The sequence below is a fragment of the Promicromonospora sp. Marseille-Q5078 genome, assembly GCF_050315395.1.
Lineage (GTDB): Bacteria > Actinomycetota > Actinomycetes > Actinomycetales > Cellulomonadaceae > Isoptericola.
The window spans coordinates 267,616-289,272 of sequence record NZ_JBNPQG010000001.1; the positions used below are offsets into that span (position 1 = coordinate 267,616).

The 21,657-nt window shown below is 74.6% G+C and carries 22 protein-coding genes; 14 read left to right on the forward strand and 8 right to left on the reverse strand.

Annotated elements, in window-relative coordinates:
- The first annotated feature begins 12 nt into the window (after nucleotides 1–12).
- Nucleotides 13–954: a D-2-hydroxyacid dehydrogenase family protein gene (locus tag ACQFYA_RS01200; protein ID WP_499120738.1), complete on the forward strand. Its 942-nt coding sequence runs from the start codon at nucleotides 13–15 to the stop codon at nucleotides 952–954.
- 20 nt (nucleotides 955–974) lie between these two features.
- Here ACQFYA_RS01200 and ACQFYA_RS01205 read toward each other — a convergent pair whose 3' ends face one another.
- Together ACQFYA_RS01205 and ACQFYA_RS01210 are read right to left on the reverse strand one after the other, a co-directional pair.
- On the reverse strand, nucleotides 975–1,421 hold the full coding sequence (locus ACQFYA_RS01205) for a hypothetical protein (RefSeq protein ID WP_499120740.1): 447 nt from the start codon (nucleotides 1,419–1,421) through the stop codon (nucleotides 975–977).
- Nucleotides 1,422–1,464: 43 nt separating this feature from the next.
- Nucleotides 1,465–2,439, reverse strand: a complete 975-nt coding sequence (locus tag ACQFYA_RS01210) for a helix-turn-helix transcriptional regulator (protein ID WP_499120742.1) — start codon at nucleotides 2,437–2,439, stop codon at nucleotides 1,465–1,467.
- Nucleotides 2,440–2,572: 133 nt separating this feature from the next.
- Between ACQFYA_RS01210 and ACQFYA_RS01215 the strand changes: the two genes are divergently transcribed.
- Nucleotides 2,573–3,712, forward strand: a complete 1,140-nt coding sequence (locus ACQFYA_RS01215; protein WP_499120744.1) for an epoxide hydrolase family protein — start codon at nucleotides 2,573–2,575, stop codon at nucleotides 3,710–3,712.
- 3 nt (nucleotides 3,713–3,715) lie between these two features.
- On the opposite strand, the gene ACQFYA_RS01220 is transcribed toward ACQFYA_RS01215, so the two are convergent.
- On the reverse strand, nucleotides 3,716–4,216 hold the full coding sequence (locus ACQFYA_RS01220; RefSeq protein ID WP_499120746.1) for a pyridoxamine 5'-phosphate oxidase family protein: 501 nt from the start codon (nucleotides 4,214–4,216) through the stop codon (nucleotides 3,716–3,718).
- 84 nt (nucleotides 4,217–4,300) lie between these two features.
- On the opposite strand from ACQFYA_RS01220, the gene ACQFYA_RS01225 reads away from it, so the two are divergent.
- Entirely contained in the window at nucleotides 4,301–5,149 is an 849-nt protein-coding gene (locus ACQFYA_RS01225; RefSeq protein WP_499120748.1) for a siderophore-interacting protein, read from the forward strand.
- An 18-nt stretch (nucleotides 5,150–5,167) separates the two neighbouring features.
- Here ACQFYA_RS01225 and ACQFYA_RS01230 read toward each other — a convergent pair whose 3' ends face one another.
- Nucleotides 5,168–5,596 (reverse strand): MerR family transcriptional regulator, encoded by a 429-nt coding sequence (locus ACQFYA_RS01230; RefSeq protein WP_499120750.1) that lies wholly within the window; start codon nucleotides 5,594–5,596, stop codon nucleotides 5,168–5,170.
- A gap of 44 nt (nucleotides 5,597–5,640) precedes the next feature.
- Between ACQFYA_RS01230 and ACQFYA_RS01235 the strand changes: the two genes are divergently transcribed.
- Complete coding sequence (locus tag ACQFYA_RS01235; protein ID WP_499120752.1) at nucleotides 5,641–6,522, forward strand: aldo/keto reductase; 882 nt, start codon at nucleotides 5,641–5,643, stop codon at nucleotides 6,520–6,522.
- Between the two features lie 26 nt (nucleotides 6,523–6,548).
- Here ACQFYA_RS01235 and ACQFYA_RS01240 read toward each other — a convergent pair whose 3' ends face one another.
- Nucleotides 6,549–7,022, reverse strand: coding sequence for a hypothetical protein (locus ACQFYA_RS01240; RefSeq protein ID WP_499120754.1), 474 nt, complete (start codon nucleotides 7,020–7,022; stop codon nucleotides 6,549–6,551).
- 104 nt (nucleotides 7,023–7,126) lie between these two features.
- On the opposite strand from ACQFYA_RS01240, the gene ACQFYA_RS01245 reads away from it, so the two are divergent.
- On the forward strand, nucleotides 7,127–8,404 hold the full coding sequence (locus ACQFYA_RS01245; protein ID WP_499120756.1) for an amidohydrolase: 1,278 nt from the start codon (nucleotides 7,127–7,129) through the stop codon (nucleotides 8,402–8,404).
- Between the two features lie 6 nt (nucleotides 8,405–8,410).
- Here ACQFYA_RS01245 and ACQFYA_RS01250 read toward each other — a convergent pair whose 3' ends face one another.
- Complete coding sequence (locus ACQFYA_RS01250; protein ID WP_499120758.1) at nucleotides 8,411–9,169, reverse strand: IclR family transcriptional regulator; 759 nt, start codon at nucleotides 9,167–9,169, stop codon at nucleotides 8,411–8,413.
- Between the two features lie 145 nt (nucleotides 9,170–9,314).
- Between ACQFYA_RS01250 and hutH the strand changes: the two genes are divergently transcribed.
- The 6 genes from hutH (at nucleotide 9,315) to ACQFYA_RS01280 (ending at nucleotide 15,914) form a co-directional block, all read left to right on the forward strand.
- Complete coding sequence (gene hutH, locus ACQFYA_RS01255; RefSeq protein ID WP_499120759.1) at nucleotides 9,315–11,021, forward strand: histidine ammonia-lyase; 1,707 nt, start codon at nucleotides 9,315–9,317, stop codon at nucleotides 11,019–11,021.
- 48 nt (nucleotides 11,022–11,069) lie between these two features.
- Nucleotides 11,070–12,806 (forward strand): urocanate hydratase, encoded by a 1,737-nt coding sequence (gene hutU, locus ACQFYA_RS01260; protein ID WP_499120761.1) that lies wholly within the window; start codon nucleotides 11,070–11,072, stop codon nucleotides 12,804–12,806.
- A gap of 1 nt (nucleotide 12,807) precedes the next feature.
- Nucleotides 12,808–14,076, forward strand: coding sequence for an imidazolonepropionase (gene hutI / locus ACQFYA_RS01265; RefSeq protein ID WP_499120762.1), 1,269 nt, complete (start codon nucleotides 12,808–12,810; stop codon nucleotides 14,074–14,076).
- A 129-nt stretch (nucleotides 14,077–14,205) separates the two neighbouring features.
- Nucleotides 14,206–14,361: a hypothetical protein gene (locus ACQFYA_RS01270; protein WP_499120763.1), complete on the forward strand. Its 156-nt coding sequence runs from the start codon at nucleotides 14,206–14,208 to the stop codon at nucleotides 14,359–14,361.
- An 86-nt stretch (nucleotides 14,362–14,447) separates the two neighbouring features.
- Nucleotides 14,448–14,801 (forward strand): STAS domain-containing protein, encoded by a 354-nt coding sequence (locus ACQFYA_RS01275; RefSeq protein WP_499120764.1) that lies wholly within the window; start codon nucleotides 14,448–14,450, stop codon nucleotides 14,799–14,801.
- Between the two features lie 48 nt (nucleotides 14,802–14,849).
- Entirely contained in the window at nucleotides 14,850–15,914 is a 1,065-nt protein-coding gene (locus ACQFYA_RS01280) for a hypothetical protein (protein ID WP_499120766.1), read from the forward strand.
- 22 nt (nucleotides 15,915–15,936) lie between these two features.
- On the opposite strand, the gene ACQFYA_RS01285 is transcribed toward ACQFYA_RS01280, so the two are convergent.
- The gene (locus ACQFYA_RS01285; RefSeq protein ID WP_499120768.1) at nucleotides 15,937–16,920 is read right to left on the reverse strand and encodes an arginase family protein; all 984 of its coding nucleotides are present in this window, start codon (nucleotides 16,918–16,920) and stop codon (nucleotides 15,937–15,939) included.
- Nucleotides 16,921–17,246: 326 nt separating this feature from the next.
- Between ACQFYA_RS01285 and ACQFYA_RS01290 the strand changes: the two genes are divergently transcribed.
- Together ACQFYA_RS01290 and ACQFYA_RS01295 are read left to right on the forward strand one after the other, a co-directional pair.
- The gene (locus ACQFYA_RS01290) at nucleotides 17,247–18,719 is read left to right on the forward strand and encodes a dicarboxylate/amino acid:cation symporter (RefSeq protein ID WP_499120769.1); all 1,473 of its coding nucleotides are present in this window, start codon (nucleotides 17,247–17,249) and stop codon (nucleotides 18,717–18,719) included.
- 129 nt (nucleotides 18,720–18,848) lie between these two features.
- Nucleotides 18,849–19,592: a class I SAM-dependent methyltransferase gene (locus ACQFYA_RS01295; RefSeq protein WP_499120771.1), complete on the forward strand. Its 744-nt coding sequence runs from the start codon at nucleotides 18,849–18,851 to the stop codon at nucleotides 19,590–19,592.
- Between the two features lie 25 nt (nucleotides 19,593–19,617).
- Here ACQFYA_RS01295 and ACQFYA_RS01300 read toward each other — a convergent pair whose 3' ends face one another.
- On the reverse strand, nucleotides 19,618–20,799 hold the full coding sequence (locus tag ACQFYA_RS01300; RefSeq protein ID WP_499120773.1) for an FAD-dependent monooxygenase: 1,182 nt from the start codon (nucleotides 20,797–20,799) through the stop codon (nucleotides 19,618–19,620).
- An 88-nt stretch (nucleotides 20,800–20,887) separates the two neighbouring features.
- Between ACQFYA_RS01300 and ACQFYA_RS01305 the strand changes: the two genes are divergently transcribed.
- The gene (locus ACQFYA_RS01305) at nucleotides 20,888–21,604 is read left to right on the forward strand and encodes a TetR/AcrR family transcriptional regulator C-terminal domain-containing protein (protein ID WP_499120775.1); all 717 of its coding nucleotides are present in this window, start codon (nucleotides 20,888–20,890) and stop codon (nucleotides 21,602–21,604) included.
- Nucleotides 21,605–21,657: the final 53 nt, after the last annotated feature.

A 21,657-nucleotide genomic window follows, 5' to 3' on the forward strand; every position in this document is an offset into this window, starting at 1 on the left:
GAGGAGAACATCGTGCGCATCGCAGTCCTGGACGACTACCAGCTGGTTGCCCGCCGGTTCGCCGACTGGGCGAGCCTGGGGGCCGAGGTCGAGTTCGTCGACCGCCCCCTGCCCGACGACGACGCGGTGGTCGCGGCGCTCGCCGGGTACGACGTCGTGGTCGCGATGCGGGAGCGGACGCCGTTCACCGTGGCGCGGCTCGCGCGACTGCCCGACCTGCGGCTGCTCGTCACGACCGGGCGCGCGAACGCGTCGATCGACCTCGACGCCGCCCGCGAGCGCGGCGTCGTCGTGTGCGGCACGGACTCGCCGACGAACGCCACGCCGGAGCTCACGTGGGCGCTGATCCTCGCGTTGCTGCGGCACGTCCCGGCCGAGGACCGGGCCGTGCGCGAGGGCGGCTGGCAGCACACCGTGGGCGGCGACCTGGAGGGTCGGCGGCTCGGGGTCGTGGGCCTCGGCCGGCTCGGGTCGACGGTGGCGCGGATCGGGCTCGCGTTCGGCATGGACGTGGTCGCGTGGAGCACGCACCTCGACGCCGCGCGGGCGGCCGAGGCCGGCGTGCGCGCGGTGACCAAGGACGAGCTGTTCGCGACGTCCGACGTCGTGACCGTGCACTACAAGCTGAGCGACCGCAGCCGGGGCATCGTCGGGGCCGCGGACCTCGGGCGCATGAAGCCCACCGCGTACCTCGTCAACACCTCGCGCGGCCCGCTCGTGGACACCGACGCCCTGCTCGCGGCCCTGCACGACGGGCGCATCGCCGGGGCGGGGCTGGACGTGTACGACGTCGAGCCGCTCCCCGCCGACCACCCGCTGCGGTCCGCGCCGCGCACGGTGCTGACCCCGCACCTGGGCTACGTCACCGAGGCCACCTACCGGACGTTCTACGGGCAGGCCGTCGAGGACGTCGCCGCATGGGCGGCCGGGGCGCCGCTGCGCGTGCTGTCGTAGCCGCGGCCGCGGCGTGTTCGTCAGACCGACATGCCGCTGTCGTACGTCCCGACCGAGGAGAACCACCCGAGCATCCCGCCGAACACGGCCAGGACGATGAACAGGACGTACAGCACCCAGATCGACGTGAAGGCGATCGAGAGCCACAGGCCCCACTTGCCGAGCGCGTTGGGGTAGCCCACCTTCTTCGACTCCGACAGCGCCATCGCCGACACCACGATCCCGGCGGGAGCGATCACGAACGCGAGGATGAAGCCGACGATGCCCATCGTCTTGCCGGGCGGCTCGGGGGCGTAGGCGGGGTACGCGTAGCCCGGCGCCGGGTACTGCCCCTGCGGGGCCTGCGGGTAGCCCTGCTGCGGGTAGCCGGGCTGCTGCTGATAGCCCTGCTGCGGGGAGCCGGGCTGGGCAGGCTGCTGCTGGCCGGGCTGCTGGTACGGCTCGCCGGGCTGGTACGGATCGCTCACCCGGACAGTCTCGCGGAGCGGCGGCGCTGCGCCAAGACCGTCGTCAGGACGCGCCGCCCAGCGGTTCGCCGTCGGGGACCGCGCGGGCGTAGCGGTCGGCCAGCAGCCGCAGGTGCTCGACCAGCGCGGGCGGCTCGGCGACGTGGAAGTCGATGCCGAGCATCCCGATCCACACCGCGACGACCTCGACGCTGTCGCCGCCGGTCACGAGCACGCTGCGCCCGTCCGGCAGCGGCTCGACGGTGCCGACCGCGGGGTTGATGCGGGCGAGCACCTCGTCGGCGGGGGCGTCCACGGTGATGCGGGCGTGCACCGCCCAGCCGGTGCGGGCGACCTCGCGCACGACGAACTCGGTGAGGTCGCCCGGGAACGGCACGGGCGCGAACCTGCGCCCGCCGGGAGTGCGCAGGCGCAGCCAGTCGACGCGGTACGGCGCCCAGGCGCCGGTCGCCGGCTCCCGTGCGACGAGGAACCAGCGGCGCTGCCACGACACCAGGTGGTAGGGCTCGAGCTCCAGGGGCTCGTCGCGGTAGAAGCACCGCACGCCCTCGCGGTCGCGGATCGCGGCGGCCAGCGCGGTGAGCCCCTCCGGGTCGACGCCCGGGTCCTCGACGTTGGACCCCGTGTTCTCGGGGCCCGCGGTGCTCGCGTCCCGGAGCGCGGCGAGGCGCCGGCGCAGCCGGTCGGGCATCACCTGCTCGAGCTTGGTCAGCGCGGACTGGCCCGACTCCTCGAACCCGGCCGTGCCGGTCGCCTCGCGCAGCCCGACCGCGACGGCGACCGCCTCGGCGTCGTCGAGCAGCAACGGGGGCAGGCGCGCGCCCGCGCCGAGGCGGTAGCGCCCGCCCGGGCCGCGCACGGCGTCCACCGGGTAGCCCAGTTCGCGCAGCCGCGCGACGTCGTTGCGCACCGTGCGACCCGTGACGTCGAGGCGTGCCGCGAGCTCGGCCCCCGACCAGTCCGGGCGTGACTGGAGCAGCCCGAGCAGTGCCAGCATCCGCGCCGACGTCGAGCCCATCGCGCCTTCCAGGAGCCTCGGCAGAAACTGATCGGAACTCGCTCAGAATAACGGAAAGAATCGTTCCTGAACCGCTCCTATCGTGAGGTTCAGCAGCTGGGGAGGCCCCGGCTCACGACCTCGGGAGAACGCGATGAACGCCACGACCGCCGGGACGACCGGAATCGAGCTCCGCCCCTTCACCGTGCACGTGCCGCAGGCCGACCTCGACGACCTGCAGGAGCGCCTCGAGCGCACGCGCTTCGCCCCCGCCGCCCCCGGCGACTCGTGGGAGTACGGCACCCCCGAGTCGTACCTGCGCGACATGGTCGAGCGCTGGAAGGGGCTCGACTGGCGCGCCGTCGAGGCCCGCCTGAACGCCTACCCCGCCTTCACCACCGAGATCGACGGCCAGACGGTCCACTTCCTGCACGTGCGCTCCCCGCACGCGGACGCGACGCCCCTGCTGCTGGCGCACACCTACCCCGGCTCGGTGCTCGACTTCCTCGACATGATCGACCCGCTGGTCGACCCGGTCGCGCACGGCGGCCGCGCCGAGGACGCCTTCGATCTCGTGATCCCGTCCATGCCCGGCTTCGGCTTCTCGACCCCGCTGGTCGGCGGCGACTGGACGATGGCGCGGGTCGCGCGGACCTACGACGCCCTCATGCGCGGGCTCGGCCACGAGTCCTACGGCATCCACGGCAGCGACGGCGGGGCGATGGTCTCCCGCGAGCTCGCCGTGCTCGACCCCGAGGGCTTCCGCGGCGCGCACGTGCTGCACCTGTTCTCCTTCCCGTCCGGCGCGCCGGGGGAGATGGACGGCTTCGGCGAGAAGGAGTACGCGGCGCTGGGGCACATGCAGTGGTTCCAGTCGGTGGGCGGCTACAACGCGATGAACGCGTCGCGGCCGCAGACCGTCGCGGCCGGGCTCGCGGACTCGCCGGTCGCGACGCTCGCGTACTCGGAGCTCTTCGAGAACTTCGGCAACGGGACGTCGCTCGTGCGCCCGGAGCAGGTGCTGGCGCAGGCCACGCTCTACTGGCTGACCAACACGTACGCCACGGCCGCGCGCTACCACTACGCGGAGCAGCGCTCCGGGGCGGAGCCGGTCGTCAGCCAGGGGCGGATCGGCGTCGCGGTCTTCAAGGACGACTTCCAGACGATCCGCAGCCTCGCCGAGCGCGACAACGCGCGGATCGAGCACTGGTCGGAGTTCCCGCGCGGCGGCCACTTCGCCGCGATGGAGGTGCCCGACGACGTCGTCGCCGACCTGCGGGCCTTCTTCGCCTGAGCGTCAGTCCAGCGGCACGGGCACCCGGCGATCGGTGCCCGTGCCGAGCGTCGGGTGCCGGCCGCGCACGAGGGCCTCCCACCGCTCGACCTCCAGGACGTACAGGCGGATGTCCGCGTCCCCCGACACCTCGGCGGGTGTGAACGCCACGCCGTCGCGCGGGTCGGCGAACGCCGCGGCGCAGCGGCCGGGCAGCTCGTCGTCGGGGACCCGCCGCGCCCGGCCCGTGAGGTACACGGCCTCGGCGCCGCCGACGGGGACCGTCGAGTCGAAGACGACGCCCTCGACGCGCGGCTCCCGCTCCACGTTGCGCGAGTGGTGGGCGTCCGGCGACGACACCCAGTAGACGGCCGCACCGGCGCGCGTGAAGAACACCGGCGAGACGTGCGGAGCGCCGTCGGCGTCGGCCGTCGCGAGCGCGACGTAGCGCACCGTGGCCAGGACGCGCTCGGCGTCGGCGGCGAGGTCTGCGATGCCCGGGAGGACCGGGCCGGCGCTGTCCATGCGGGGGTGGACCGTCCTCGGGACGTGGAATCGTCGGCCGACAGGGGGGGGCAGATCGTCTCCGGACCGTGATGGAATCGACGGGTGTTCGACCGACCCCGCACCCGTTTCGACCTCGTCCCCCGCCGCGTGCGCGTGCACGCCGTCGCCGAGCTGACGGGCTCGATGCGCCGCACGACGTTCCGCGACGTCGACGGCGCGGACCCCGCCGCCCGCACGTCGCTCGCCGCGCTGCGGGCGCCCGGGCCGGAGGACCACGTCAAGGTCTTCCTGCCGGACCCGGCGACAGGGGAGCTGCACGCCCCGGCGCTCGCGGCCGACGGCGGGCTGCAGCGCCCGACCGGCGTCGTGTCCATCTCGCGCGACTACACCGTGCGCGCCACGCGGACGGTGGACGGCGTCGCGGAGCTCGACGTCGACTGGGTGCTGCACGGCGATGAGGGCCCGGCCTCGGCCTGGGCGGCCCGCGCGGCCGAGGGCGACGAGGTCGTGCTCGCGGGCCCGCGCGGGAGCGCCGGCGTGCCCGAGGGGATCGGCCGGCTGACGCTCGTCGGCGACGAGACGGGCCTGCCCGCCCTCGCCCGCTGGGTCGCGGCCGTGGGCCCTGGCCTGCCGGTGACGGCGATCGTCGAGATCGGCGACGACGTCGACGAGGCCTACGTCGAGGACGAGCTGGACGGCGCGACGGTCGAGATCCTCTACCGCACCGACGGCCCCGGCCAGCTCGCGGAGGCGGTGCGCTCCCTCGGCGGGCTGGAGGGCGACGAGCTGTTCGTCGGGCTCGGCGAGGCCGGCGACCTCGTGCCCGTGCGTCGGTACCTGCGCCGCGAGCTGGGCCTGCCGGCCGAGCAGGTGGCGGTCTCCGGGTACTGGCGGCGCGGCGTGGTCAACCTCGACCACCACCTGCCGCTGGACCCGGGCGACCCGGACTGACCACGGGCTCCCGTCGCCTCAGGGGCGGGCGCGCCTCGACAGCAGGAGCGCGGGGTCCCGCCCGACCGGCACCTCCTGCGACGACCCCGCGGGCGTCGTGTGCTCGGCCATGCGCGCGAGGCGGACCCGGTGCTCCGTCAGCTGGGCCAACCGGGCGTCGAGCCGTTCCAGCTCCTGCTGCAGCAGGGGGTCGAGGCACGGCTCGACGTCGCCGGGCCCGCCACAGGCGCAGCTGAGGACCTGTGCGATGACGGCGGTCGACAGCCCCGCGTCGAGGAGGCGGCGGATCCTCGTCACGCGTTCCACGTCGTCGGTCGCGTAGAGCCGCTGCGACGTGGCGGAACGGGTCGGGGACAGCAGCCCCTGCTCCTCGTAGTAGCGCAGCAGGCGTGCGCTGGCGCCCGTCGCGCGAGCGACGTCCCCGATCCGCAGTGTGTGCTCGGTCACGTCTGCTTGACCCTCCCATGCGTGTGAGCCCCGACGATCGAACCATGACCACGCAGAGCACCGTTCTCACCGACCGCACCACGTACCCCCTGGGCGGCGACCTCGCCGTGCGTCGCCTCGGCCTGGGGACCATGCGCCATGCCGACAGCCCGACCGTCCGGCGAGGCGCGACCGCCCCGGTCTGGGAGCCTCCCACGGACCGCGCCGAGCTGCTCGAGGTGATCCGCACCGCGGTCGCTTCCGGCGTGGACCTCGTCGACACGGCGGACGCGTACGCGCTCGGCGCGGGGGAGGAGCTCGTGGCCGAAGCGCTCTCCACCGTCGACCGGCCCGTGGTGGTCGCGACGAAGGTCGGGGTGCTGCGCCCGCGCCCCGACGCCTGGGTGCCCCTCGGCCACCCCGACTACCTGCGCCAGCAGGTCGAGCTCAGCCTTCGCCGGCTCCGCCGGGAGACGATCGACCTGCTCTACCTGCACCGGGTCGACCAGAACTTCCCGATCGCCGACCAGGTCGGCGCCCTCGCGGAGGCGGTCGCGGAGGGCAAGGTCCGGCACCTCGGGCTCTCCGACGTCTCGCTCGCGCAGCTCGACGCGGCGCGTGCGGTGGCGCCGATCGCCGCGGTGCAGAACCACTACAGCTACGCGACCCGTGGGCACGACGCGGTCGTCGACCGGACGCAGGAGCTCGGGATCGCCTTCGTGCCCTTCTTCCCGGTCTCGTTCGACCCGGCGACCCGTCCGGAGCTCGGGGCCGTGGCGCACGCACGGGGCGTGACGCCGCAGCAGATCGCGCTCGCCTGGCTGCTGCAGCGGTCGCCGAACGTCGTCCCGATCCCGGGGACCACGTCGGTGCGGCACCTTGCGCAGAACATGGCGGCCGCGGACCTCGTCCTGACCGACGGCGAGCTGGCGCAGCTCGCAGGGTAGGGACCGCGCTGCGGCGGCGACCCCGGTCAGGCGGCGGCGCTCTCCGTCTCGCCGCGCAGGGCGTCGATCTGCTCCTGCAGCGTGGACAGCAGGTCGGCGACCCTGTCGGAGCCGTTCTCGCGCGCCTCGCCGGTCACGTGCTTGACCTCGGCGGACGCTGCCTCGAGCGCGACCTGCGCGTCCTCGAGCGCGACCACCGCGCCGTTCTCCGAGTCCTTGGCCTGCGCGAGGGCGGCGCGCGCCTCGTCGGTCGCGGCCTGCGCGGAGGCCATCGCGTTCGTGACGTCGGCGCGCAGGTCGGCGGGGATGTCGGTGACCTGGGCCTCGATGCGCTGCAGGTCGTCGTCGATGGCCTCGGCCTGGCTCTGCGCGTCGGCGATGAACTGTTCGACGTCGGCGGGGGCGGAACACGCGCCGAGCATCATGGCGAGGGCGAGCAGGCTCGCCGCGGCAAGTCGGGTCGTCGACTTGCTCTTCATCGATGTCGTCGCTGACGTCATGGCCCCGATTGTGCCCTGAGACCGCCGGGATCCAGGGACCGGAATCCACAGAAGGTGTGGAGATGTTGGACACACCGCCGCAGGTGAGGGGGCAGGATGACGACATGAGCGCGCTGACGACGGCCGAGCTGACCGCGATCTACACCGACCTGCACGCCCACCCGGAGCTCGGGTTCGCCGAGCACCGCACCGCCGGGATCGTCGCCGACCGCCTGCGCGGCTGGCGCTACGCGGTGCACGAGGGGATCGGCGGCACCGGGGTCGTGGGTGTCCTGGCGAACGGCGACGGACCGCGGGTGCTGCTGCGCGCCGACCTGGACGGGCTGCCCGTCACCGAGCGCACCGGCCTGCCGTACGCGTCCACCGACACCGCGACCACGCCGGAGGGGCAGGAGTCGGGCACCATGCACGCCTGCGGCCACGACGTGCACGTCACCTGCCTGCTCGGCGCGGCGGCCGTGCTCGCCGAACGGCGCGGCGACTGGGCGGGGACGCTCGTGGTCCTCTTCCAGCCCGCCGAGGAGCTCGGTTCCGGCGCCCGCGCGATGGTCGCCGACGGCCTGTACGACCGCATCGGCGTCGTGCCCGACGTCGTGCTGGGGCAGCACGTCATGCCCCTGCCGGTGGGCGTGGTCAGCCTGACGTCCGGGACGGCGATGGCGGCCGCCGACTCGCTGCGCATCACCCTGCACGGGTCCGGCGGCCACGGGTCCAGCCCAGAGGCGACCGTCGACCCCGTGGTGATGGCCGCCGCCACGGTGCTGCGGCTGCAGGGGATCGTGTCGCGCGAGGTCGGCGCCACCGAGTCCGCCGTCGTCACCGTCGGCTCGCTGCAGGCCGGGACGCAGGCGAACGTCATCCCCGACCGCGCCGAGCTGCTCGTCAACGTCCGCACCTTCGACGCCGGCGTCCGCGAGCGCGTGCTCGGCGCCATCCACCGCATCGTCGACGCCGAGGCCGTGGCGTCCGGCGCGCCGCAGCCGCCGGAGTACACGTCGGTCGCGACGTTCAACCTCACCGCCAACGACCCCGGGGCGACCGCCCGCACCCGCGCCGTGCTCGAGCGGACGCTGGAGGCCGAGCGCCTGCGCGTCGAGGCCGCGGGCGGGCGGCCGCAGGTCGTGAGCCTGCCCCCGCTGCCGGGGTCGGAGGACGTCGGGGACCTCGCGGCGGCGGCCGGTGCCCCGCTCGTCTACTGGTTCCTCGGCGGGTTCGACGCCGCGCTCTTCGCCGGCTTCGACCCGGCGGCCGCCACCGGCATGGGCGGGCTGCCCGACGGCGTCGCGCCCAACCACTCGCCGTTCTTCGCCCCGGTCCCCGAGCCGACCCTCGACCTCGGCGTCGCGACGCTGGTCGCCGCCGCCCAGGAGTGGCTGGACTGACCCGGGTCAGCGCGCGCCCAGCCGGCGGCTGATCTCGGCCGCGGCCCGGCCGACGGCGGCCGCGAGCTCTGTCCGGCGACCGTCGTCGACGTCGTCCGACCAGAACGTCAGCGCGACGCCCGCCACCGGGCGGGCCGTGTGGTCCAGCGCGGCGTGGGCGACCGACGCGAGGCCGGTCGTGACCTCGCCGTCCTCCGTGGCGTGGCCGCGCCGGCGGGTCTCGCGGAGCACCTCCCGCAGGTCCCGCAGCGTGCGGGGGCCCACGCCCGTGCGGTCCGCGAGCGCAGCCGCCGAGGGGAACAGGGCGCGGACCTGCGCCGCGGGCAGCAGCGCCAGCACGGCGCGGCCGCTCGCCGTGAGATGGCCGGGCAGCCGCACGTCGACGTCGGTGACCAGGCTGGGCCGGTGCGGCGCGCGCTGCTCCACGAGGTACAGCACCTCGCGGCCGTGCAGCACGGCGAGGTGCGCGCTCTCGCCCGTCGTCTCGACGAGGCGCGCGACGACGGGGCGCGCCAGTCGCGCGAGCGGCGCCTGCCGTGCGTACGCCGAGCCGAGCGACAGCGACGCCGTCCCCAGCCCGTACCGGTGCTCCTCCGGCAGGTGGGTCACGAAGCCCTCGTCGACCAGCACGGTCAGCAGGTGGTAGACGGTGGACCGCGGCAGCCCGAGGTGCTGCGCGACCGCCGCCGCGGGGACCGGTCCCGCCTGCGCGGCGAGGTACGTCAGCACGCGCAGGGTGCTCCGGGCCGCGGGGACGTCCGCCATCGTGGCCTCCTTCGAACTACCTCGGCGGGGTTCGAACTACCTCGGCGGGACCGGAACTACCTCGGCGAGGGCGGTGTCTGGGATCCCAGACTGAACCTGGCCGGGGCCCGTGTCCAGCGGGCTCGGCTCGGTGTGTGCTGGCGGCATGACCGTCACCACGTCCCGCGCCGTCGTCGAGAACCGTGTCGTCGAGGTCGCGGGCGACCCCCTGACCGTCGACGACGTCGTGGCGGTCGCGCGGCACGGCGCGCGCGTGCGCCTCACCGACCGCGCGCTGGCGGGGATGGCCGCGAGCCGCGCCGTCGTCGAGTCCCTGGCCGACGACGACCGCCCGCACTACGGCGTCTCCACCGGCTTCGGCGCCCTGGCGCGCCGCCACATCCCCACCGAGAAGCGCGCGCAGCTGCAGCTCGGCCTCGTGCGCTCGCACGCGGCGGGCAGCGGCCCCGAGGTGGAGCGGGAGGTGGTGCGGGCGCTGCAGCTGCTGCGCCTGGCCACCCTCGCGACCGGCCGCACGGGCGCGCGGCCCGTCGTCGCCGAGACGTACGCGGCGATGCTGAACGCGGGCATCACGCCCGTGGTGCACGAGTACGGCTCGCTCGGCTGCTCGGGCGACCTCGCGCCGCTCGCGCACGTGGCGCTGGCCGCGCTCGGGGAGGGCCCCGTGCGAGGGGAGGACGGCGAGCTCGCCGACGCCGCGGAGGCGCTCGCGGCGGCCGGCATCGCGCCGCTGGAGCTGCGCGAGAAGGAGGGCCTGGCCCTCATCAACGGCACGGACGGCATGCTCGGCATGCTGTGCCTGGCCCTCGACGACCTGCACCGCCTGCTCACGACCGCGGACGTCGCCGCGGCGTCCAGCGTGGAGGCGCTGCTCGGCTCGGACGCCCCGTTCGCCGAGGACCTGGTGGCTCTGCGCCCGCACCCCGGGCAGGCGGCGTCGGCGGCGAACCTGCGCGCGCTGCTCGCCGGCTCGCCCGTCGTGGCGAGCCACCGGACGTTCGACGCCGACGGGCGCCCGGCGTGCACCCGCGTGCAGGACGCGTACTCGCTGCGCTGCGCCCCGCAGGTGCACGGCGCCGCCCGGGACACGCTCGACCACGCGGCGACGGTCGCCGGCCGCGAGCTGGCGTCGGCGATCGACAACCCGGTCGTCACCGTCGACGGCCGCGTCGAGTCGAACGGCAACTTCCACGGCGCGCCCGTCGCGTACGTGCTGGACTTCCTCGCCGTCGCGGTGGCGGACGTCGCGTCGATGAGCGAGCGCCGCACCGACCGGTTCCTCGACGTCGCCCGCAACGAGGGGCTGCCGGCGTTCCTCGCCGACGACCCGGGCGTCGACTCCGGGCTGATGATCGCCCAGTACACGGCGGCGGGGATCGTGAGCGAGCTCAAGCGGCTGGCCGCGCCCGCGAGTGTCGACTCCATCCCGTCGTCCGCGATGCAGGAGGACCACGTGTCGATGGGCTGGGCCGGGGCGCGCCAGCTGCGCCGCGGGATCGACGGCCTCGGCCGCGTGCTCGCCGTCGAGCTCATGACCGCCGCCCGCGCCCTCGACCTCCGCCTCGCCGACCTGTCAGGGCCACGCGCGGGTATGCACGCTTCTGGCCCTGACAACTCTCGGGACCCCGAGTTGTCAGGAACACGCGCAGGTTCTGATGCTCCTGGCCCTGACAACTCGCGCGCGATGGCTCCCGCCGCGGGGACGGGCGCGGTCCACGCCCTCCTGCGCAGCACCGTCCCGGGCCCCGGGCCGGACCGGTTCCTCGCCCCCGAGATCGAGGCCGTGACCCGGCTCGTCGCCGACGGCGAGGTCGCCGCCGCCGCGAGCGCCGCCGTCGGCGACCTCCGCTGACCCCGCCTGGCCCGCCCGACCGTGCCCGACCGCCCGAAGGAGACGCCGATGTCCTACGCCACGTACGACCGCGGTACCCCCGTCCCCGTCCGCGCGCCCCGCGGCACGACGCTCACCGCCCGCAGCTGGCAGACGGAGGCGCCGCTGCGGATGCTCATGAACAACCTCGACCCGGAGGTGGCGGAGCGCCCCGACGACCTGGTCGTCTACGGCGGCACCGGCCGCGCCGCGCGCGACTGGCCGAGCTACCACGCCATCGTCCGCACCCTCACGACGCTCGCCGAGGACGAGACGCTGCTGGTGCAGTCCGGCAAGCCCGTCGGCGTGCTGCGCACCCACGAGTGGGCGCCGAGGGTGCTGATCGCGAACTCGAACCTCGTGGGCGACTGGGCGACCTGGCCCGAGTTCCGCCGCCTGGAGGCGCAGGGCCTCACGATGTACGGGCAGATGACGGCCGGGTCGTGGATCTACATCGGCGCGCAGGGCATCCTCCAGGGCACGTACGAGACGCTCGCGGCGGTGGCGGCGAAGATCTCGGGTGTCGACGGGCTCGACCACCGGACCGGCACGCTGGCCGGGACCCTCACCCTGACCGGCGGCTGCGGCGGCATGGGCGGCGCGCAGCCGCTCGCGGTGACGCTCAACGGCGGCGCGTGCCTCGTGGTCGACGTCGACCGGGCGCGCCTGGAGCGGCGCGTGCGCGAGCGCTACCTCGACGAGGTCGCGGGCGACCTGGACGACGCCGTCCGGCGGGTCGAGGCGGCGCGCACCGAGAGGCGCGCGCTGTCCGTGGGCGTCGTCGGCAACAGCGCGTCCGTCGTGCCGGAGCTGCTGCGGCGCGGCGTCGAGGTCGACGTCGTCACGGACCAGACGTCGGCGCACGACCCGCTGTCGTACCTGCCGCTCGGGGTGCCGGTCGACGAGTGGGCGGACTACGCCGCGGCCAAGCCCGAGGAGTTCACCGACCGGGCGCGCGAGTCGATGGCGCGGCACGTGGAGGGCATGGTCGGCTTCCTCGACGCCGGCGCCGAGGTGTTCGACTACGGCAACTCGATCCGCGACGAGGCGCGCCGCGGCGGCTACGACCGCGCCTTCGACGTCCCCGGCTTCGTCCCCGCGTACATCCGGCCGCTGTTCGCGCAGGGCAAGGGGCCGTTCCGCTGGGCCGCGCTGTCCGGCGACCCGCGCGACATCGCCGCCACCGACAAGGCCGTCCTCGACCTCTTCCCGGAGAACGACCACCTGCACCGCTGGATCCGCGCCGCCCAGGAGCGCGTCGCCTTCCAGGGGCTGCCCGCGCGGATCTGCTGGCTCGGGCACGGGGAGCGCGACCGCGCCGGGCTGGCGTTCAACGACCTCGTCGCGTCGGGCGAGGTCAGCGCGCCCGTCGTCATCGGGCGCGACCACCTCGACGCGGGCTCCGTCGCCTCCCCGTACCGGGAGACCGAGGGCATGGCCGACGGCTCCGACGCCATCGCCGACTGGCCGCTGCTGAACGCGCTCACCGCCGCGTCGTCGGGCGCCACGTGGGTGTCGCTGCACCACGGCGGGGGCGTCGGGATGGGGCGGTCGATCCACGCCGGGCAGGTGTCCGTCGCGGACGGCACGCCTCTGGCCGCGCAGAAGCTCGCGCGGGTGCTGTCCAACGACCCGGGGCTCGGCGTCCTGCGGCACGTGGACGCCGGGTACGACGACGCCGCGGCCGCCGCCGCGCGGGGCGGGCTGCGGGTGCCCATGCTGGAGACGGACGACTCCGCACCTGTCGACCCGGCCCGAGAGGCGTGACATGCGCGAGGTGGAGCACCCGGGCGGGTCGCACCCGGCGACCCTGATCCTCGGGATCGGCGAGCTGACGACGAACGTACCCGGGATCGGCGCCGGCGACCCGGCCGACCCGACCGGCGTCGTGCGCGACGCCGCGCTGCTGCTCGACGGCGGCCGGGTGGTGTGGGCCGGCCCCGAGAGCTCCTGCGCCGACGGCGTCGACGAGGCCCTCGGCCGCGCCCCGGACCGCGTCGTGGGCGTCGAGGGGCGCGCCGTCGTGCCGGGATTCGTCGACAGCCACACCCACCTCGTGTTCGCCGGCGACCGGTCCGCCGAGTTCGAGGCGCGCATGGCCGGCCGCCCGTACGCCGCGGGCGGGATCCGCACGACCGTCGCCGCCACCCGCGCCGCGTCGGACGACGAGCTGCGCGCCGGCCTGCGCCGGCACGTGGACCAGGCGCTCGCGCAGGGCACCACGACGCTCGAGACCAAGAGCGGCTACGGGCTGTCGGTGGCCGACGAGGAGCGCGCGGTGCGGCTCGCGGCCGAGGTCACCGAGGAGGTGACGTTCCTCGGCGCGCACGTCGTGCCGCCGGAGCACTCCGCCGACCCGGAGGGCTACGTCGACCTGGTGGTCGGCGACATGCTCGCCGCCTGCGCGCCGCACTCGCGCTGGGTCGACGTCTTCTGCGAGACGGGGGCGTTCACCCCCGAGCAGTCGCGCCGCGTGCTGGAGGCCGGCGCCGCCGCCGGGCTCGGCGTGCGGGTGCACGCGAACCAGCTCGGTCCGGGCGAGGGCGTGCGGCTCGCCGTCGACCTCGGTGCCGCCGCCGTCGACCACTGCACGTACCTGTCCGACGACGACGTCGCGGCGCTCGCGGGCTCGTGGGACGGGCGCGGGCAGGGGACCGTCGCGACGATCTTGCCCGGCGTCGAGTTCTCCACCCGGCAGCCGTACCCCGACGCGCGCCGGCTGCTCGACGCCGGCGTGGTCGTCGCGCTGGCCAGCGACTGCAACCCGGGGTCGAGCTACACGTCGTCCATGCCGCTCATGGTGGCGCTCGCCGTCCGCGAGACGGGGATGACCGTCGCGGAGGCCGTCCGGGCGGCGACGGCGGGCGGGGCGCGTGCCCTGCGTCGCGACGACGTCGGGCACCTCGGCCCCGGCGCGCGGGCCGACGTCGTCGTGCTGGACGCCCCGAGCCGCACCCACCTCGCCTACCGCCCCGGCGTGCCGCTGGTGCACGCCGTCTGGAAGGACGGCCGGGAGGTCGTGCACCCCGCGAGGTAGCACACCTTCTGCGGGGGGTCCGGCCGGGCCGGGTCCACCGAGGGCGACGTGCGCCTCGGACGACGCCGTGAGAGGGTCCCCAGGCGCAGCGGCGCCGTACGGGCGCCGCTCTTCAGACAGGAGTTCTCCATGCCCTTGTGGCTCATCCTCATCATCGTCGGCGTCGTGCTCCTGGTCCTCGGGCTCGCCGTGCAGGCAGCGCAGTTCCTCATCTGGATCGGCATCGCCGTGCTCGTCGTGAGCCTCGTCCTCAGCCTGGTGCGACGCACCCGCAACCGCGCCTGACCTCTCCCGTTCGCCGGGACGGCGGCGTGTGCTCGCGCAAGCAGGTGCACGTCGCCCCCGGGGCCGTGTCATGAAGGGAGCTGATCGTGCTCACCAGCGGTGGAATCAGCCTGAGCGACGACGGCCAGGTGTGGAAGATGTGGGGCGAGATCGACGTCGCCGTCGCCCACGAGGTGCACGCCACCCTCGACGCCTCCGGCAAGGGTCGCAAGACGCTCGACATGCGCAAGGTCACGTTCATCGACTCCTCCGGGGTCCGCCTGGTGCTCATGGCGTGCGAAGACGATGGCCGCCCGAAGATCGTCGGGGCCTCCAGCTCGGTCCGCGAGCTGTTCTACGTCATGAGCCTTGACATGCTGGTGGACTTTGTCGAGCCTGAGCAGGCGGACGATCTCGGCGTGACGTCCGGCCGTACCGATGAGTCGGCACGGCGTTCCTGATCGCGGACCGGCGGTGGATCGCTGCGACGAGAAGGACCGAGGAGACTCATGCCCCCCGACCCGCCCGGCGGCGTCAGCATCCTGGTCGTCGCCGACCCCGGACTTCCCACGCGGCGCGCGCACGCCGTGAAGGACGAGCTCGCCGCGCTCCTGAACGACTCCTACAGCCCGCCGATCGCGGTCCACACGGCCACCGAGACCTTGCGCATCCGTCCGGACAACACCCTCGACCTGCGCACCGCGGTCCAGCTCTCCCGGGAGTACGAGCAGCCGGACGCGGTCCTGCTCCTGACGGAGATCCCGCGCCTCACCGACGGCAGGCCGCTCATGGCGGAGATCTTCCCCGACGAACAGGTCGGGGTCGTCTCGTGCCCGACGCTGGGCGCCTTCGCGAGCCGGCGCCGGATCCTCGACGTCCTCATGAGCTGCACGCTTCGCATGAAGCCCACGAGCGAGCGCCGGGACCCGACCAGGTTCGATCGCCGGTGGTCGGAGTGGTCCGAGGCCGACGACCATCCCGGCCACCTCACCCTCCACGGCCGAGCCGTCACCGGTGGGCTTCGGACGGTCTGCGGGATGGTGGCCGGGAACGATCCCTGGCGTACGGCGCCCCAGCTCTCCAGCGCGCTCGCGGCGGCGTCGGCCGCCGGCGCGTTCGGTATCTTCTACAGCTCCATCTGGGCGATGTCGACGTACCTCTCGACGCTGCGGCTCCTGGGGATCGGCGTCGCCGCCATGTGCGCGATGATCGCCTGGTTGATCGCGAGCAACGGTCTGTGGGACCGCCCGAACAGGGTGGGACTGGCTCGAACCGTGCTGCTGTACAACCTGTCGACGATCCTCACCATGGTCGTGTGCGTCCTCGCGCTCTATGTCGCCCTGGTGGCGCTGATTCTCGGCGGCAGCCTCGTCGTCATCTCTCCCAACTACATGGCCGACATCATCGGGGAGGTGCCGTCGTTCATGACGTATCTCGACATCGCCTGGCTCAGCGCCGCCATGGGGGTGGTCGCCGGCGCCCTCGGATCGAGCTTCGACTCGACGGTGGACCTCCGCCGGCTCACCCACGGGCAGCGTGAACGGCAACGCCAGTTCACGGAAGAGTCCTCCTGACCGACGGGTTCGGCGCGGTGCACTACCTCGCGCGGAGGGCGAGGCCGGCGAGGACCTCGAGCACGCAGAGGGCGGCGAGGCGGACGGTGCGGCCGTCGGGGGCGTCGGCGGTGGCGTCCACCTCCGCGACGTCGACGGACCGCACCCGCCCGTCGCGCGCCACCTCGCGGACGAGCGCCCGCAGCTCCCACGCGGCGAGGCCGCCGGGCACGCTGGCGGGGCAGCCGGGGGCGACGGCGCGGTCGCAGACGTCGACGTCGACGTCCAGGTGCACCGGGCCGCCCGCGGCGCCCGCGACGTCCAGGGCCTCGCGGACGACGTCGTCCAGCGCGCCCGGGCCGCGGCGGCGCAGGTCGTCGAGCGTCACGACGGTGATGCCGAGGTCGCGCGCCCGCCGCGCGTAGGCGGCCGAGTTGGCGAAGTCCGCGATGCCGACCTGCACGATCCGCGCCGGGTCCAGGCCCGCCTCGACGAGCCGGCGCACGGGTGAGCCGTTGGAGACGCCGTCGCGCAGGTCGTAGTGGGCGTCGACCGTGACCAGCCCGGCCGTCGGGAGGTCGTCGCCCCACGCGCCGAGCGCGACCGGCACGGTGAGCGCGTTGTCCCCGCCGAGCGCGACGACGGCGCGCGCCCGGGTCCGGTCGGCGCCCAGCGCGGCCGCGACGGCGGCACGGGCGCGCGACTCGCCCTCCGGGCCGTCGGGCTCGGGCACGTCGCCGTGGTCGACGACGGCGAGGGCTCCGAGATCGACCGGCTCCTGCTCGACCGGCAGGGGTGGTCTCGACAGGCTCGACCGACGAGACATCAGCGCGGGGCTGTAGCGGCGCAACGCGTCCCGCACCGCCGCGGGCGTCGCGTGCGCCCCCGTGGTCGACAGGGAGGTGCGCCAGGTGGGGACGCCGATCAGGGCGAGGTCGGCGGGGGAGCCCGTGGCCTCGGACGACGGCGCAGGCCAGGAGCCGGCGCGCGGCCAGAGCGGGTCGTGCGGCAGGGGAGCAGAGGTCACCCGCCGACGGTACGGCCACCATGAGGTCGCTCACACGCCTTGGGTGTCGGGCGGGCCCGCTGTTAAGGTCCTGGATTCGTGGGTTCGATACCCGCCATCGATCATCTCGATCATTCGATCCCCGATCCGTGCATGGAGCTCCTGTGGCTGTCAGCGTCCCCGTGAGGACCCACCTCACCGTGCGCCTCGACGTCGACTTCCGTCGCGTCGCCAGCGCGCTGTGTCGCTGACCCCTCGCTGACCCGCCGGCGTCGACCCCGACGTCTGCCCGCCCCCGCTCTGCACCCCGGGGCCACCTCGTGGCGCCCCTGGCGAAAGGTCCGTTCTTGTCCTCCGCAACCAAGGTCCCCGGCGCGCAGCCCCGCGCCCGCAAGGGGCTTCGCTTCCCGTCCTTCTCGGTCCAGATCCTGCTGGGCCTCGGCCTGGGCGTGCTGCTCGGCTGGCTCGCGCTGTCCCTGGGCCCGCAGGCCGATGGCGAGACGCCCAACGGCCTGACGACGACGCTCGACACCATCGGGTCGTCCTTCGTCACCCTGCTCAAGGCGATCGTGCCGCCGCTGATCTTCACCGCGATCGTCGCGTCCATCGCCAACCTGCGCACCGTCACCAACGCGGCCCGCCTGGCCGGCCAGACGCTGCTGTGGTTCGCGATCACCTCCGCCGTCGCGGTGGCGATCGGCATCGGCCTGGGCCTGCTGTTCCAGCCCGGCCACAACACGACGCTGTCCGTGGCCGACGGCGCCGAGCCGTCGAGCACCGGCACCTGGATGGACTTCCTCAACGGCCTCATCCCGACCAACGTGCTCGGCCTCGGCGCCGACACCTCGGTCGAGGCCGGCGCCGACGGCGCGTTCACCGCCGAGACCGGCATCAGCTTCAACGTGCTGCAGATCCTCGTGGTCGCGCTCGTCATCGGCATCGCGGCGCTCAAGTCCGGCGCCAAGGCCGAGCCGTTCCTCGCGTTCAACCAGTCGGCGCTCGCCATCGTGCAGAAGGTGCTGTGGTGGATCATCCGCCTGGCGCCGCTCGGCACGATGGGCCTCATCGGCAACGCCGTCGCCACCTACGGCTGGGAGTCGCTGCGCTCGCTCGCGTCGTTCTCCGTGGCGATCTACGTGGGTCTCGCCCTCGTGCTGTTCGTCGTGTACCCGGTGCTGCTCAAGGCCAACGGCCTCGGCGTGCTCTCCTGGTTCCGGGGCGCGTGGCCGGCGATCCAGCTCGCGTTCGTGTCCCGCTCGTCGGTGGGCACGATGCCCGTGACGCAGCGCGTCACCGAGCGCAACCTCGGCGTGCCGAGCGAGTACGCGTCGTTCGCGGTGCCGCTGGGCTCGACGACGAAGATGGACGGCTGCGCCTCGATCTACCCGGCGATCTCCGCGATCTTCGTGGCGCAGATCTTCGGCATCGACCTGTCCCTCACGGACTACCTGCTCATCGCGTTCGTGTCCGTCGTGGGCTCGGCCGCGACCGCGGGCCTCACCGGCGCGATGGTCATGCTGACCCTCACGCTGTCCACTCTCGGGCTGCCGCTCGCGGGCGTGGGCCTGCTGCTCGCCGTCGACCCGATCCTCGACATGGGCCGCACCGCGGTGAACGTGGCCGGCCAGACGCTCGTCCCGACGATCGTCGCCAAGCGCGAGGGCATCCTCGACCTCGAGCGGTTCCGCTCCGCCTCGTCGGAGCACCTGTTCGACGAGGACGACGCCGCGCAGGACGACGCCGCGCAGCCGGCGGACGTCGCCGAGGGCGACGCGACGCACGGCGACCGCGAGCTGGCGGAGGCCGGTTCGCGCGCCTGACGGCGCACGACGACGCACGACGACGCAGGCCCGGCGGGAGCATCCCCGCCGGGCCTGCGTCGTCCCCGGCCGGCGGCGGGCGCCGGGAAATCCTTGGGTCGTGCCCGCCGCCCGTGCCAGGGTGCCGGCATGGACGTCACCGGGGACGAGACGCGCGCCGCGTGGGCGATCGCGTCGCGCAAGTACACCGACGAGTACGACGAGCTTCTCGAGGAGGCCCGCACCGTCGAGCTGCTCGCCGCGGAGGTCGAGGCGCTGGGCCCGATCGTCCGGGGCGCCGACGTCGTGCACCCGATGAGCGGCCACGGGCTCGACGACATCGCCCTGGCGCGCCTGGGCGCGCGCTCCGTGCACGGGCTGGACTACAGCGAGCCGTCGCTGGCGAGCGCGCAACGCCGCGCGGACGACCTCGGGCTGCCCTGCCGGTACACGCGGGCCGTGCTGCCGGACAGCGGGCTCGACGAGGCGTGCGCCGACCTCGTCTACACCGGCAAGGGGGCGCTCATCTGGGTGCCCGACCTGCCGGCCTTCTTCGCCGAGATGCGCCGGCTGCTGCGGCCGGGCGGGTGGTTCTACGTGTACGAGGCGCACCCGCTGGTGCCGCTGTGGGCGTGGGACCCCGACGAGATCCGCGTGCGCCCCGACCGCGGCTACTTCGAGCGGTCGCACGTCAACGACTCGTTCCCCGCGCACGGCGCGGTGGAGCGCCAGCACACGCTCGCGGAGATCGTCATGGCGTGCCGGCGGGCGGGGTTCGACCTCGAGCACCTCGAGGAGCACCCCGACCCGTTCTGGCGGCCCGGCGGCACCACCGCGGCCGCCTGGGACGGGCGGCTCCCCCACGGGTTCAGCCTGCTGGCGCGCCGGGCCTGAGGACGCCGGCGCCCCTCGGCACCCCTCACCGCATCGCGTAGGCCGGGATCCTGTCGTCGGTCGCGAAGGTGTCGGTCATCCACAGCATGGAGCGGTACGCCCACCGCGAGGTGAAGGTCAGGTCCCGCAGCCGGATGCGGGCCGAGGACGAGGGCGCCAGGAACGGGCCGGCGTTCCCCGACCGGGCGACCTTGGTGGGCTTGCGCATCCGGCGGTCGTACGCGGCGAACGCGGCCGCGTGGTCCCCGCGGGCGGCGACCAGCTCGCCCGCCAGGACGTAGGCGGCGACGAGCGCGAGCCCGGTGCCGAACCCGCCGAGCGTGTTCGCGTGCCCGGCGTCGCCGACCAGCGCCACCCGGCCCCGGGTGAACGACGTCATGCGGGTGCGAGCCAGCGCGTCCAGGTAGAAGTCGTCGGCCAGGCGGGCGGCGTCGAGGGCCGCGGGGACGCGCCACCCGACGCCCTCGAACGCCGTCTCGAGGAAGGCGCGCTGGGACGCGACGTCGTGCCGGTCGTAGTCCGGGGCGGGCGCGCGGAAGACGAACAGGCTCGGCGCCTTCTGCCCGCCGAGCAGCGCCAGCCGGCCGGGCACGGTGTACCCGTAGGCGACGCCGCGCCCGTCCGGCAGCCGCGTCTCGAGGCCGTCGAGCGGCGCCGCGGCCCCGGCGACCGCGTAGTAGTGCCCGAGGTTCTCGACGAACCGCTCCTCGGGGCCGAACGCGAGCCGCCGCACAGCGGAGTGGACGCCGTCCGCCCCGACCACGAGGTCGAAGCGCTCGCTCGGCCGCCGCGCGAAGGCGACCTGCACCCCGTCCGTCGTCCCGGTCATCGCGACGATCTCGTCGCCGAGCACGTACTGCGCGTCGGCGGCGCTGTGCTCCCGCAGGACGGCGGCGAGGTCGCCGCGCAGGATCTCGACGTCGCCGCCGATGAACTCGCCGGGGATCACGGCGCGCACGCGGTCGTCGGCGTCGACCATGCGCCAGTCGGTCCGGGCGGTCTGCCGGGCGTGCACGTCGTCGAGGATCCCCATGCGGGTCAGGACCTCCCGGTGCGTGCGGCCCTTGAGGTCGACGGCCTGCCCGCCGGGCCGGGGCACGGGCGCCTTCTCGACGACGGTGACGTCGAAGCCGTTGCGTCCGAGCCAGCGGGCGAGCGCCGGCCCGGCGATGCTCGCGCCGGAGATGAGGACCTTCGTGGCGGTCATGGTGCGCTCCTTCATGAATTGTGTCTCCCGGACACAGTAAAGTACCGCGTACGATGGACGCAATAAATTCCCGATCGAGGCAGGACCGATGAGCGCACCGGAGCCCGACACCACGGCGAGGCCCGCCACCGACGACGTCGTCGCGCTGCTGTGGCGTCGCGCGGCGTCGGCACGACGCGGGCCGAAGCCCCGCTTCAGCATCGAGGGGGTCGCCGCGGCCGGGGTGGCGATCGCCGACACGCAGGGCCTCGACGCCGTCACGATGCAGAGCGTCGCCGCGCGCCTCGGCACCACCAAGATGGCGCTCTACCGCTACGTGCCCGGCCGCGTCGAGCTCGACGCCCTCATGCTCGACCTGGCGCTCGGGGAGCCGCCGTCCGGCGCCCGCTCGGACTGGCGGGCCGCGCTGACCCGGTGGGCCGACCGCGTCCACGCGCGCGCCCTCGACCACCCGTGGTGCGTCGAGCTCGTCCAGCGCCCGCACGTCCCCGGGCCCGGGGAGCTCGCCTGGTACGAGGCCGGCCTGGCCGCCGTCGCGGACCTCCCGCTCACCAGCGCGGAGAAGCTCGACGCGCTCGTCCTGCTCGTGGGGCACGTGATGTCGACCGTGCGCCAGCAGCCCCGCGGCGCCTCGCCGGAACGAGATCTGGCAGCGCGCCTCGCGCCGGTCCTGGCGGAGCGCGCCGACGAGTTCCCGCTGACCACGGCGGCGTTCGCGGACCCGTCCGGCCGCGACGACGCGCTGCGGTTCGGCGTCGAGCGGGTGGTCGCCGGCATCGCGGCGCTCGTGGCCGAGCGCGGCTGACCCCGCGGGCAACGCCAGGCTGTCGCCCAGTTCGTCCGCTCTGCCAGGATGGC